Source organism: Parageobacillus thermantarcticus (genome assembly GCF_900111865.1).
GTDB classification, from domain to species: domain Bacteria; phylum Bacillota; class Bacilli; order Bacillales; family Anoxybacillaceae; genus Parageobacillus; species Parageobacillus thermantarcticus.
This window is the reverse complement of sequence record NZ_FOJS01000004.1, coordinates 1-13,323: the sequence shown is the minus strand read 5'-3', so window position 1 is coordinate 13,323 and position 13,323 is coordinate 1. Positions and strand designations below refer to the sequence as shown.

Here is a 13,323-nt window from a genome sequence, read left to right as displayed (position 1 = left end):
GTTGTTTCAATTCCTCATAGGTAAGATACAAACCCCAAAAAAATATTGATACATCAATATTTTTTAAAACCACTCAAGTTCAGTATAATCAATTTTGAAAATTCGGTCAATAGAGCGGATCGATGATGGCTGTAAGGATGGAGGCAAAAATAAAACTGTCGTCGATCCCCCGGGCTTTTTGCACGACTGGAGATCGACGACAAAAACGATCGGGGTAATGAAGCGCTTTCTTTTATTATAGAAAAGAACTAAGTCTAAATGATAAAATAATAATGAAATATAAAAAAATTTGGGAGGGGAAACGAATGAAAGCAGCGCGATGGTATAATGCTAGAGACATTCGAGTAGAAGAAGTAGAAGAACCGAAAGTAGGAAAAGGAAAAGTAAAAATTAAAGTCGAATGGGCGGGAATTTGCGGAAGCGATTTACACGAATATGCGGCAGGCCCGATTTTTATTCCTGTCCAAAATCCTCATCCCGTCAGTAAGGATGTCGCTCCGATTATCATGGGTCACGAATTTTCGGGACGAGTCGTGGAAGTTGGGGAAGGAGTTACTAAAGTCAAAGTTGGCGATCCTGTCGTTGTTGAACCGATTCTTCGCTGTGGAGAATGCCCAGCTTGCAAAAAAGGAAAATACAATCTTTGCGATCATTTAGGATTTCATGGTCTATCCGGAGGAGGCGGCGGCTTCTCCGAATATACCGTTGTTGATGAATATATGGTGCACAAAATGCCTGAAGGTCTTTCTTTTGAACAAGGAGCGCTGGTGGAACCGGCAGCTGTCGCTTTACATGCGGTTAGATTAAGCAAAATCAAGCCTGGCGATAAAGCAGCTGTTTTTGGCACGGGGCCTATAGGTCTTCTCGTTATTGAAGCATTGAAAGCAGCTGGCGCCTCGGAAATTTATGCAGTAGAAGTTTCTAAAGAACGTTTGCAAAAAGCGAAAGAGCTCGGCGCTACATCTGTCATCAATCCAAAAGAGGAAGATCCGGTTCAAAAGCTTGTCGAATTGACCGATGGCGGCGTCGATGTTGCGTTTGAAGTAACAGGAGTGCCGGCCGTTTTACAACAGGCCATTGATAGTACTACATTTGAAGGTGAAACGATTATCGTTAGTATATGGGAAAAAGAAGCGAACATTCAGCCAAATAATATCGTATTAAAAGAAAGAAACGTAAAAGGAATCATTGCGTACCGCGATATTTTCCCTGCGGTAATGGAGTTAATGAAACGAGGCTACTTCCAAGCCGAAAAGCTCGTTACGAAACGAATTAAGCTAGATGATATTGTAACAGAAGGATTTGAAACGCTCATGAAAGAAAAAGACCAAGTGAAAATTTTGGTCAAACCAGAATAAAGACAGCCAAAAAATGATTTCAAGGGATTAATCCATTATGGGTTAATCCCTTTAAAGTGTTGAAAAAAGTTGGACGTCAAGAAAAAGTTCACGAGGATTGTGAACTTTTTCTTTTTCTCTTTACATTTGTACACTTTTCCGTTTCACATATTTGCGATATAATAACAAATTAGACTGTGCATCGAAAAACAGAGGTGAAAAACGTGTTTGAGCGTCTCGAAGCAGTAGAAGAACGTTATGAAAAATTAAATCAACTGCTCATGGATCCGGAAGTCATTAACGATCCAAAAAAACTTCGCGACTATTCCAAAGAACAATCGGATTTAGAAGAAACGGTACAGACTTATCGCGAATATAAATCTGTCCGCAAGCAGCTGGATGAGGCAAAAGCGATGTTGGAAGAGAAGCTTGATCCAGAAATGCGGGAAATGGTGAAAGAAGAAATTGACGAATTAGAAGAACGTGAAGAAGAGCTTGTCAATAAGTTAAAAATTCTTCTTCTTCCGAAAGATCCGAACGATGAGAAAAATGTTATTATGGAAATCCGTGCCGCGGCAGGCGGTGAGGAAGCGGCGCTATTTGCCGGCGACTTGTACCGGATGTATACACGCTATGCGGAATCGCAAGGATGGAAGACGGAAGTCATCGAAGCGAATCCGACCGGATTGGGCGGATATAAAGAAATTATTTTTACGATCACCGGAAAAGGCGCGTATTCTAAGCTGAAATACGAAAACGGCGCACACCGCGTGCAGCGCGTCCCGGAAACGGAATCAGGCGGACGCATTCACACGTCGACGGCAACGGTTGCTTGCTTGCCGGAAATGGAAGAAATCGAAGTCGAAATCAACGAAAAAGATATTCGCGTCGATACGTTCGCTTCCAGCGGGCCGGGCGGACAAAGCGTGAACACGACGATGTCGGCGGTGCGCTTGACGCACATTCCAACAGGGATCGTCGTGACGTGCCAAGACGAAAAATCGCAAATTAAAAACAAAGAAAAAGCGATGAAAGTGTTGCGTGCCCGCATTTATGACAAATACCAGCAAGAAGCGCGGGCGGAGTACGATCAGACGCGCAAACAAGCGGTCGGAACAGGGGACCGTTCCGAGCGAATCCGCACATATAACTTTCCGCAAAACCGCGTGACTGACCACCGCATCGGGCTGACGATTCAAAAGCTTGATCAAGTGCTAGACGGAAACCTTGATGAGATTATTGAAGCGCTGATCTTAGACGATCAAGCGAAAAAATTGGAGCAAGCGAACGATGAATCGTAAAATTTACGAAGTCCTTGCATGGGCTTCGTCTTTTTTAAAACGGCATGGAAAAGAAGAGTGCGTCGCGGAGCTATTGCTCTGCCACCATTTGCGAATCACGAGAGCCCAGCTGTTGGCGCGGCTGCGCGATCCGATCGATGAAAACGCGCGCCAATCGTTTGAAGAGGACGTCCGCAAGCACGCATATGAACACGTTCCGGTGCAACATCTGATTGGCTTTGAGCAATTTTACGGCCGGCCGTTTCTCGTCAACCGCAATGTGCTTATTCCGCGTCCGGAAACGGAGGAACTAGTGGAAGGCGTGTTAACAAGAATCGCGCAGCTATTTTCGAGAAATACAACCGTGGATGTGGTCGACGTTGGGACGGGAAGCGGGGCGATTGCGGTTACGCTGGCGTTAGAAAATCCGGCGCTTTCCGTCGCCGCTATTGATATTTCCCCTGAATCGCTGCAAGTGGCGAAACAAAACGCCGAGCGCCTCGGAGCGGACGTCGCGTTTATTTGCGGAGACTTATTGCGGCCGCTTATCGAGGCAAATCGCAAAGTCGACGTCGTCGTGTCCAACCCGCCGTATATTCCAGAAGCCGAAATTGCTTCGCTTTCCCCTGTCGTCAAAAACCATGAGCCGCTGCGGGCGCTTTCTGGCGGCAAAGATGGCCTTGATTTTTACCGGCGCTTTGCCATTGAACTGCCGTTCGTGTTGCGCGAACGCGCGCTTGTTGCGCTCGAAGTGGGGGCCGGTCAGGGAGAGACGGTCGCGGCAATGTTGCGGAAGACGTTTCCACATGCAAAAGTGGAAGTGGTTTTCGACATTAACGGAAAAGATAGAATGGTATACGCTACATTGGAAAAATAACTTCCAGCATCAAATGGAAGTTGTTTTTTTAGATTGATAGAGTTTAAAATTTGCTTGCGCTGTCCACAATGAGTAGTAGAAAGGACGGTGCAGGCAAATGAATAAAAACAATATCGCCATTATTTTATATATATTGCTATTTATGATCGGCGTGCTTGTCAACGTATATGGGCATCAGACGAATGCGGGGGAGAACGCGGCGGTCGCCGTTCCGGACGAAGCAATTCGTCTCAGGATTTTGGCCAATAGCGATTCGGCGGAAGATCAAGCGCTGAAACGAAAGGTGCGCGATGCGGTGAACGCGCAAATTAACGGATGGGTAGCTGATTTAACATCTTTCCAAGAGGCGAAGCGCGTAATTCGCTCCCATCTTCCCGAAATTGAACAAACTGTAGCCGATGTGTTGCGGAAAGAACATAGCGATCAATCGTATCAAGTACAGTTCGGAAAAGTCGATTTTCCGACAAAAATTTATGGCGATTACGTTTATCCAGCCGGGCGATATGATGCAATTTTAATTACGCTTGGTGATGGAAAAGGAGCGAATTGGTGGTGTGTTTTATTTCCGCCGCTCTGCTTCCTTGATTTTGGAAATAGCGATGCGGTGCAAATGAACGGACAACCACATGTTGTGAATAAGGGAACGAACCAAGCGAATGCGCAAGGACGTGAGGAGAATGACGGGACGGCAAAAATAGATGGGCAGCAAGAACGCGATCGCGCGACGAAAGAATCGGAAATGAAGCGGGTCCCACCGTTTGTCGAAGAAAACGAGCAGCCTGTGGAAGTCAAATTTTTCGTGAAAGAACTTATGGACAAGTTGATCCCACAATAGTTTGTGGATAAATGTGCAAAACTAACGCACATATCCACAAATTTATCCACTAAAATAACACATTTATCCACATTTTGTGGATAAAATATATGGAACATTTTTCTTTTTTTGCTTTTTGCGATATAATTCTCAAGGAAACTATTGGTCTACCGAAGCCATTTTCCTAATAAGGAACATATTTGAGGTGAATCAAGTGAAAACGAAAGTTTGGGTTGTGGATAATATTGTTGATAAACAGCTTATTTATCCACAAATTAAAGAGGCCGCGCAATGGCTAAAAGCTGGTAAAGTGGTGGCATTCCCAACGGAAACGGTGTACGGATTGGGGGCAAACGCAAAAGACACGAAGGCGGTGGAAAAAATTTTTGCGGCAAAAGGCCGACCGAGCGACAACCCGCTTATTGTCCACATCGCTCATTTGAAACAGCTAGACGAGATCGTTTCCGACGTTCCTCGCATAGCGAGCACGTTAATCGAGCGTTTTTGGCCAGGACCGCTTACGCTCATTTTGCCAAAAAAAGAAGGAGTCATTTCCGACAAAGTGACAGCGGGATTATCGACAGTAGCGGTGCGCATGCCAGCTCATCCGGTCGCCCTTGCGCTAATCGAAGAAAGCGGATTGCCGTTAGCTGCGCCGAGCGCCAATATATCAGGGCGTCCGAGTCCGACGACAGCAGCGCATGTGTTCACTGATTTAAACGGGCGAATTGCCGGCATTGTCGATGGAGGACAGACGGGAATTGGCGTCGAATCGACCGTGCTTGACTGCACATCAGATGTGCCGACGATTTTGCGTCCCGGCGGTGTGACAAAAGAAGCGCTTGAACAAGTAATCGGAAACGTCGCCGCCGACAGCGCGCTGACGGACGAACGGCAAACGCCGAAATCGCCGGGGATGAAATATACGCATTACGCCCCAAAATCGCCGATGGCGATCGTTGAAGGCTCTCCCGCTTTTTTGCAAGCGCTTGTGAACGAGCAACGGGCGCTTGGAAAAAAAGTCGGGGTAATGACAACGGAGGAAAACCGCTCGTTTTATGATGCCGACGTCGTGTTGACGTGCGGGTCGCGCCATGATTTGCGCACCGTAGCGAGCCGTTTATATGATACGCTTCGCAAATTTGACGAAACGAACGTTGACTTCATTTATAGCGAATCGTTTCCGGCGGAGGGAATCGGTGCGGCAATTATGAACCGGCTCAGAAAAGCGGCGGGACATCAAGTGATTGCGGAAAAATAAACCTTCTAAATATTCCCGGATGCGCATATGTTGACAGTAAGGCAAGTCCGGGGAGGGAAATAAAATGGGTGTGTTCATCGGTGAGCTTGTGGCGCTGTCGATGATGGCGTTTGCGTTAGGAATGGATGCGTTTTCCGTCGCGTTAGGTATGGGGCTGTTTCGCTTGCGATTCAAACAAATTTTTTATATAGGCGTAACGATTGGCGTTTTTCATATTGTTATGCCGCTTTTAGGGATTTTCGCCGGCCGTTTTTTATCGCACCAGTTTGGCGGCATCGCTTCCTACATCGGCGGAGCGTTGCTGCTATTGTTAGGAATGCAAATGATCGTTACATCCTTTAAAAAGGAAAGCGATTCGTTTGTTTCGCCGATGGGAATAGGACTTATTTTTTTTGCGTTTAGCGTGAGCCTTGACAGCTTTTCCGTTGGGCTTAGTCTCGGCATTTACGGAGCGCGAACGTTGCTGACGATTTTATTGTTCGGCTTTTTCAGCATGATATTGACATGGATCGGATTGATGCTGGGCCGCCATTTTCAACAATGGCTTGGCGCTTACAGCGAGGCGCTTGGCGGCAGCATTTTATTCGCGTTTGGCTTGAAGCTCTTATTTTCGTTTTAAGCGAAAGATTTCTGCCGCCAGTTTGCCCGCGCGGAAGAAAGCGGGAACATATAATTATAAACTTTTTGCGATAGTTTTTTTAATGGCTATATTTTGCTGGTAATTTTTATTATAATTAACTTATACATGATGCTAGGATGAGCGAAGTAGAGGTGTTTGTATGTCGCATCGTATTTTATTTGTTTGTACGGGAAACACTTGTCGCAGCCCGATGGCGGCAGCGCTGCTTAGCAGCAAGCAGCTGCCAGATGTGGAAGTGAAATCAGCGGGAGTGTTTGCCGCTGAAGGAAGCGATGCTTCGCTTCACGCAAAAGCAGTTTTGAAAGAAAAAGGGATTGAGACGGAACATCGTTCGTCACTGTTAAAAAAGGAAGATGTCGATTGGGCGACGCATATTTTCGCGATGACGGTCGGGCATAAGCAGCTAATCTTAGAAAGATTTCCAGACGCGAAAGAGAAAACGTTCACACTCAAAGAATTTGTTTCCGGAAAACAAGGAGACGTATCCGATCCGTTTGGAGGCTCTATTGAAACGTATCGCAAGACGAGAGATGAATTAGAAAAACTAATTGATCATCTTGCGCGTAAGCTTGGGGGAGAAGAGAATGGAAAGGACAAAACGGAAATATCGCTTTAGTATACGCCTGAAGCTTGTTGTGTTTACAACAGTATTAGCCATCATTACGTATTCTACAAGCGCATTTTTTATTTATGTTTTGTATGATTTATTCTTCACTTCGATGAACAAAAGCGTGTTTACCATTATTACACTATTGCTCGGCATCATCTGGTCAGGCATACTTGCGTACATAGCATCAGGAGTTATCACGAAGCCGCTGCACCGGCTGGAACAGGCGGCGATGAAAGCGGCGAGCGGACGAATTAACGAAGATGTTCCGTTATCTAAATCAGATGACGAAATTCGGTCATTAGGGCTCGCCTTCAATGAAATGCTGCGAAGTTTGCGAACAATCGTGCAAAACATTGAAGAAAACTTTTCCCGTACGAATGAGAAAGTCGTCGAAATTACGAATGCCTCTCTCGTTGCGTCAGAGCGCTCAAAAGATATTGCTCACACGATTGAAGAAATTTCTAAAGGAGCAAATGACTCTGCTGTATCGATGCAAACGGCTGCCGAATCGGTGGACGATGTGCTGCGCATCGCCGATCAAGTGCAGCAAAAGGCAAACCAGTCGGAACAATTAGCAAAAGAGATGGTGACAACGCTGCATAAAAGCCGCGAAGTTATCGGCTCGCTTGTTAGTGGCATCGAACAGTTGGCGCGCGATAACCAAACGTCTTTAGTTGCTGTCCAGCGGCTGGAACAGCATGCAAAAGAAGTGGAAAACATCATTTCTCTTGTTGGCGATATTGCCGGGCAAACGAATTTGCTTGCTTTAAACGCCTCCATCGAAGCGGCGCGCGCTGGGGAGCATGGCAAAGGTTTCGCCGTTGTCGCGGAAGAAGTCCGTAAGCTTGCCGATGAAAGCGCGAAAGCGGTGCAAGGAATTTCCGAACTGATTCAAAACATTCAAAAAGAAGTCGCGCATGTCGTCGCGCAAATTCATGAGCAAGTAAAGGCTGCGAATGAGGAAGCAGCAAAAGGCGCTGATACGAACGACGCGATTGCGGAAATGACCCAATCGATTCACGAAGTCGTCCGTTCTGTCCAAGAAATCGCTGAATTAGTGAAAGAACAAATGACCCATATCGAAAAAGCAGCGATTCAGTCGCAGGAAGTGGCGGCGATCGCCGAAGAAACGTCGGCCGGAGCAACGGAGGTAACGGCGGCGACGCAGGAGCAAACTTCCGTTATTCAACATGTAAATGAACTGGCGGGAGAATTGGCAGAACAAGCGAAGAAACTAAAAGAAACAATTGACCAGTTTGGTACAAGATAAAATTTAGAAAGGTCGCCTTCTATGTCGGAAACATGTAAAATGAGGAGAAAGGCGATCTTTTTTCTATATATCAAACCTGAGGAGGAAACGAACATGAAAGTAGCGATTGCGTCTGATCACGCAGGAATTCGTATTCGTGAAGAAATTAAAAAATTAATGGATGAATTGGGGATCGAATATATCGATTTAGGGTGTGACTGCGAAACATCGGTCGATTATCCCGATTACGCGATTCCGGTCGCGGAAAAAGTGGCAAACGGAGAAGTCGATCGCGGCATTTTAATTTGCGGCACGGGAATTGGCATGACGATCGCCGCAAATAAAGTAAAAGGCGTTCGTTGCGCGCTTTGCCATGACGTATATAGCGCCAAAGTAACGCGCCAACATAACGACAGCAACGTGCTGGCGATGGGAGAGCGCGTCATCGGGCCGGGTCTGGCGCGCGAAATCGCGGAAGTGTGGCTGACGACGGAATTTGAAGGCGGACGCCACGCCAGACGCGTGGAAAAAATTACGCAATACGAAACCGGACATTAATGGGAGGAATAGCGGAAATGCTTTCTCCACTGTCGCAATGGAAGCAACAATGGCAGACGATTATTCGTGAATTTCGCCAGCAAGTTCCGCTTTCGTCCGAGCATATTCTCGTCATCGGCTGCAGCACGAGCGAAGTGATCGGCGAGAAAATCGGAACGGCCGGATCAACGGAAGTCGCCGAAATGCTGTTTAACGAATTAAAAAAATGGCATGATGAAACAGGAGTGCAACTGGCGTTTCAATGCTGCGAGCATTTGAACCGCGCGCTTGTCGTCGAAAGACAGACCGCTGTGTCCCGCCAGCTTGAAATCGTCTCGGTCGTTCCTGTCCGATCCGCCGGCGGCGCCATGGCCGCATACGCCTATCGCCATATGGCCGATCCCGTTGTCGTCGAATTTATCAAAGCCGACGCCGGCATCGATATCGGCGACACGTTCATCGGTATGCATTTGAAGCATGTCGCCGTTCCCGTTCGCGTGTCGTTAAAACAGGTCGGCCATGCCCACGTGACATTGGCGAAAACGAGACCGAAACTGATCGGCGGCGCCCGCGCGGTTTACTCTTTAGAAAATCCGAATGATTCTTGCGTTTCCTGATGATTTTGTTCATTTTTTCTTTGAATCCATCAGCGAAAAGCTGGTAAAATAAAAAAGAATATTCTTAATTTCAAAACGAGGGGGAGTTAATGATGAACCACTTGCCACAACAAGATCCGCAAGTATTTGAAGCGATTCAAAACGAACTGAAACGGCAGCAATCGAAAATTGAGTTAATCGCATCGGAAAACTTTGTCAGCCGCGCCGTCATGGAAGCGCAAGGGTCGGTATTGACGAATAAATACGCCGAAGGATATCCGGGTCGCCGCTATTACGGCGGTTGTGAATATGTCGATGTCGTCGAGGATTTGGCGCGCGAACGGGCGAAAAAATTGTTTGGTGCGGAGCACGCCAATGTACAGCCGCATTCCGGCGCGCAGGCAAACATGGCGGTATATTTTACCGTTTTAGAGCACGGAGATACAGTGCTTGGAATGAATTTGTCACACGGTGGCCATTTAACGCACGGCAGCCCAGTCAACTTTAGCGGCGTTCAATATAACTTCGTCGAATACGGCGTCGATCCAGAAACGCATGTGATTGATTATGATGAAGTGCTTGAAAAAGCGCGCGTACATAAGCCGAAACTGATTGTAGCCGGGGCCAGCGCTTATCCGCGCATCATCGATTTCCAACGTTTCCGCGAAATCGCTGATGAGGTAGGGGCGTATTTGATGGTAGACATGGCGCATATTGCAGGTCTTGTTGCGGCAGGTCTTCATCCAAACCCGGTGCCGTACGCGCATTTTGTCACTACCACAACGCACAAAACGCTTCGCGGACCGCGCGGCGGGATGATTCTTTGCAAAGAAGAGTTTGCAAAACAAATTGACAAAGCGATTTTCCCGGGCATCCAAGGCGGACCGCTCATGCATGTCATCGCGGCGAAAGCGGTCGCGCTCGGCGAAGCGTTGCAGGACACCTTTAAAACGTACGCGCAAAACATTGTCAACAACGCAAAGCGACTCGCGGAAGCGCTCAAAAAAGAAGGCTTTACGCTCGTTTCCGGCGGAACGGACAACCATTTGTTGCTCATTGACTTGCGCCCGCAAGGATTAACCGGAAAAGTGGCGGAAAAAGTGTTGGATGAAATCGGCATTACCGTGAATAAAAACACAATTCCGTACGATCCGGAAAGCCCGTTTGTAACGAGCGGCATCCGCATCGGCACCGCCGCAGTGACGACGCGCGGATTCGGCTTGGAAGAAATGGACGAAATCGCGAGCATTATTAGCCTTGCGTTAAAAAATCACGAAGACGAAGCAAAATTAGAAGAAGCGCGGAAACGCGTGGCGGCGTTAACGGAAAAATTTCCGCTATATCGTTAACAAGTCCGCGCCTCTAAGGACGAATGTCTTTAGAGGCGCGTTTTTTGTTTGCGGTTGAATATGCGTATATTTTTCGGTAGAATGTATGGAAGTGTAATCCGTAACAAAGAGGAGAGTGCAAAATGGGAAAAGTATACGTATTCGATCATCCACTCATCCAACATAAGCTGACATACATTCGCGATAAAAACACCGGCACGAAAGAGTTTCGTGAACTCGTCGAAGAAGTGGCAACGTTGATGGCGTTTGAAATTACGCGCGACCTCCCGCTCGAAGAAGTGGAAATTGAAACGCCGGTCAGCAAAGCAAAATCGAAAGTGATCGCCGGCAAAAAACTTGGGGTCATTCCGATTTTGCGCGCGGGAATGGGCATGGTCGACGGCATTTTAAAATTGATTCCGGCTGCGAAAGTTGGCCATATCGGTTTGTACCGCGACCCGGAAACGTTAAAGCCGGTCGAATATTATGTAAAGCTGCCAACCGATGTCGAAGAGCGCGATTTTATCGTCGTTGACCCGATGCTTGCGACGGGAGGCTCAGCGGTCGAGGCGATTAACGCTTTGAAAAAGCGCGGCGCGAAAAGCATTAAATTCATGTGTTTGATCGCCGCTCCGGAAGGCGTTGAAGCGGTGAAAAAAGCGCATCCGGACGTTGACATTTATATCGCTGCGCTCGATGAAAAACTAAATGATCATGGTTATATTGTCCCAGGACTTGGGGACGCCGGCGATCGCCTGTTCGGCACCAAATAGGACGGCATTCAAGGACGGATCATTTCGTGGAAATGATGCCGTCTTTTTTTATCAAAAACAAAATTGTGTCTAAAAAAGTAAATATATCATTATACACTAGTTTAGTGAAAAGAAAATTAATAAATGTCACAAATTATTAATATTTTTCTTGTTATAATATAGTTTTCCCATGAAATACATTGACATTGACCATATCGTATTGTATGCTTGACAGGGGATATGTGATAAGGTTTTCAAATGATTCAGATGATTCAGACGAGCTATATACATAAGCATAGTATATACATAGTTTTGCGAATGTGAGGATTATGGCGATATGGGAAAAAACGAACGCTATCCTTTCCGGGCGATCGGTTTAATGTCTGCCATTGTTTCTCAGTTGGCTGGTTCTGTTTTAATTGGCATATTCGGCGGCAGATGGCTTGATCGGCGATTGGATTCAGAACCTCTTTTTCTTATTATCGGCCTCCTTCTTGGGCTTACTGCAGGAATTTCTGCAATGTTGAGAACGATCCGCCAATTTTTTTCAGGGGAATAATAGAAGATGGAACATATGATGCGAAACTTGCGAAAATACGCATTGTTTCTCCTTTTTATGTATGCAGCTGGCTGGGGGTTGACAGGGAATAAAACATTATTTTTGAGTTTGCTTTTCGGAACGCTCATAGGGTTTTATAGTGTGTGGCTGTTGGCCGGTCGCGTAGTGAAATTTGGCCGATTGGTGGCGGAAGGGAAGCGCGTTCGCTCGCTGGGCATGGTTTCGCGAATGGCGCTTGCGGCATTTGCCGCTTTAGTTGCGTTGCGATTTCCTGAATATTTTTCTGTTGTACCTATGGTAGTGGGGTTAATGACACCTTATTTTGTCATTATAATACATTATTTTTTGCACATACATAATGAGGAAGGAAAGCGAGGTGATTGCTAGTGCATCATGAAGCTCCTTTGTATGAATTTCTCGGGCTTACTTTTAACTTGGCCAACGTTTTGATGATAACGGTCACATCCGTGATTGTGTTCATCATTGCCGTTGCTGCTACGCGCAATCTTTCCATGAAGCCAACGGGAATGCAAAATTTCCTAGAATGGGTTGTCGACTTTGTCAAAGGAATCATCAAAAGCAACATGGACTGGAAAACGGGAGGCCGCTTCCATTTGCTTGGCATCACTTTAATCATGTATATTTTTGTAGCAAATATGCTCGGCCTTCCATTCTCTATTGTCGTTGATGGCAAGCTATGGTGGAAATCGCCGACGGCAGACCCTGTTATCACATTAACGTTGGCGATTATGGTTGTTGCGCTGACGCATTATTACGGCATTAAACTTCGTGGATTCGGCGAATACGCTAAAGGTTTCGTCAGTCCAATGCCGATTTTATTCCCGCTGAAAATCATCGAAGAGTTTGCGAACACGTTAACGTTGGGCCTGCGTCTATACGGGAACATTTACGCTGGAGAAATTTTGCTCGCTTTATTGACGAGTGGATTGGCCACTGGCGTTGGCGGAACGATTGCTGCGATCATCCCGACGATCGCTTGGCAAGCGTTCAGTATTTTCGTTGGCGCCATTCAAGCATTCATTTTCACTATGTTAACAATGGTTTATATGGCGCACAAAGTGAGTCATGACCATTAATGTTATAAATTTTTATAAGAAATTAACTTCAATAAATTTTAATAAATAACCCGTGGTGCTAGATAAAACTCAGACAAGCATAAAAATAGCCCTTGCTGGCGGATCTCCAGTAGAATGAAAGTGTCACCCAACATTCGAAAGGAGAGATCCCCCATGCAAGAGCACTTTCATTTTACTACAGATCCAGCCAAACTTCAAAAACAATATGCCGCTATTTTCTGTTTTGTTTCTGCCCAACTGTCGTTGATTCAAATGTATCTTCATCGCCGCAACCGTCACTTGGTCAAGCAAGAAGACGAAGTGGTCATGGCGGTTCACCTTTTGGGGAAGCTGCTGGGCTTTTCTTCCGAACGAGCCTGGCATCGTTTTGTCACGGGAAATTTGTT

15 protein-coding genes and 1 pseudogene are annotated in these 13,323 nt (G+C 46.4%); all 16 read left to right on the top strand.

Annotated elements, in window-relative coordinates; all coding sequences use genetic code 11:
• Window positions 1-305: 305 nt before the first annotated feature.
• Window positions 306-1,358, top strand: coding sequence for a 2,3-butanediol dehydrogenase (locus BM278_RS04170; protein ID WP_015865329.1), 1,053 nt, complete (start codon window positions 306-308; stop codon window positions 1,356-1,358).
• 203 nt (window positions 1,359-1,561) lie between these two features.
• Window positions 1,562-2,638, top strand: a complete 1,077-nt coding sequence (gene prfA / locus BM278_RS04165) for a peptide chain release factor 1 (protein WP_090948098.1) — start codon at window positions 1,562-1,564, stop codon at window positions 2,636-2,638.
• Complete coding sequence (prmC, locus tag BM278_RS04160; RefSeq protein ID WP_090948097.1) at window positions 2,628-3,494, top strand: peptide chain release factor N(5)-glutamine methyltransferase; 867 nt, start codon at window positions 2,628-2,630, stop codon at window positions 3,492-3,494. Before prfA ends, prmC begins: the two co-directional genes overlap by 11 nt.
• 97 nt (window positions 3,495-3,591) lie before the next feature.
• Window positions 3,592-4,329, top strand: a complete 738-nt coding sequence (gene spoIIR, locus BM278_RS04155; RefSeq protein ID WP_090948096.1) for a stage II sporulation protein R — start codon at window positions 3,592-3,594, stop codon at window positions 4,327-4,329.
• 193 nt (window positions 4,330-4,522) lie between these two features.
• Window positions 4,523-5,569 carry an L-threonylcarbamoyladenylate synthase gene (locus tag BM278_RS04150; RefSeq protein WP_208601742.1) on the top strand — a complete coding sequence of 349 codons (1,047 nt, stop codon included), beginning with the start codon at window positions 4,523-4,525 and terminating at the stop codon, window positions 5,567-5,569.
• A gap of 64 nt (window positions 5,570-5,633) precedes the next feature.
• A complete protein-coding gene (locus BM278_RS04145; RefSeq protein WP_090948094.1) occupies window positions 5,634-6,188 on the top strand; it encodes a manganese efflux pump MntP in 555 nt (184 codons plus the stop codon).
• Window positions 6,189-6,348: 160 nt separating this feature from the next.
• Window positions 6,349-6,825: a low molecular weight protein arginine phosphatase gene (locus tag BM278_RS04140; protein WP_090948093.1), complete on the top strand. Its 477-nt coding sequence runs from the start codon at window positions 6,349-6,351 to the stop codon at window positions 6,823-6,825.
• Window positions 6,794-8,089, top strand: coding sequence for a methyl-accepting chemotaxis protein (locus BM278_RS04135; protein ID WP_090948092.1), 1,296 nt, complete (start codon window positions 6,794-6,796; stop codon window positions 8,087-8,089). The genes BM278_RS04140 and BM278_RS04135 overlap by 32 nt, the downstream gene beginning before the upstream one ends.
• A 93-nt stretch (window positions 8,090-8,182) precedes the next feature.
• A complete protein-coding gene (gene rpiB, locus BM278_RS04130; protein ID WP_090948091.1) occupies window positions 8,183-8,626 on the top strand; it encodes a ribose 5-phosphate isomerase B in 444 nt (147 codons plus the stop codon).
• Window positions 8,627-8,643: 17 nt separating this feature from the next.
• Window positions 8,644-9,222 (top strand): TIGR01440 family protein, encoded by a 579-nt coding sequence (locus BM278_RS04125; protein ID WP_090948090.1) that lies wholly within the window; start codon window positions 8,644-8,646, stop codon window positions 9,220-9,222.
• Window positions 9,223-9,314: 92 nt separating this feature from the next.
• Entirely contained in the window at window positions 9,315-10,550 is a 1,236-nt protein-coding gene (gene glyA, locus BM278_RS04120) for a serine hydroxymethyltransferase (protein ID WP_090948089.1), read from the top strand.
• A 122-nt stretch (window positions 10,551-10,672) separates the two neighbouring features.
• Window positions 10,673-11,302: a uracil phosphoribosyltransferase gene (gene upp / locus BM278_RS04115; RefSeq protein WP_003253670.1), complete on the top strand. Its 630-nt coding sequence runs from the start codon at window positions 10,673-10,675 to the stop codon at window positions 11,300-11,302.
• A gap of 316 nt (window positions 11,303-11,618) precedes the next feature.
• Window positions 11,619-11,840 carry an AtpZ/AtpI family protein gene (locus tag BM278_RS04110; protein WP_090948088.1) on the top strand — a complete coding sequence of 74 codons (222 nt, stop codon included), beginning with the start codon at window positions 11,619-11,621 and terminating at the stop codon, window positions 11,838-11,840.
• 6 nt (window positions 11,841-11,846) lie between these two features.
• Window positions 11,847-12,227 (top strand): ATP synthase subunit I, encoded by a 381-nt coding sequence (locus tag BM278_RS04105; RefSeq protein WP_090948087.1) that lies wholly within the window; start codon window positions 11,847-11,849, stop codon window positions 12,225-12,227.
• Window positions 12,227-12,937, top strand: a complete 711-nt coding sequence (atpB, locus tag BM278_RS04100) for a F0F1 ATP synthase subunit A (RefSeq protein WP_090948086.1) — start codon at window positions 12,227-12,229, stop codon at window positions 12,935-12,937. Before BM278_RS04105 ends, atpB begins: the two co-directional genes overlap by 1 nt.
• Before the next feature lie 153 nt (window positions 12,938-13,090).
• Window positions 13,091-13,323, top strand: a pseudogene (locus tag BM278_RS04095) (IS982 family transposase); the annotation flags it as partial.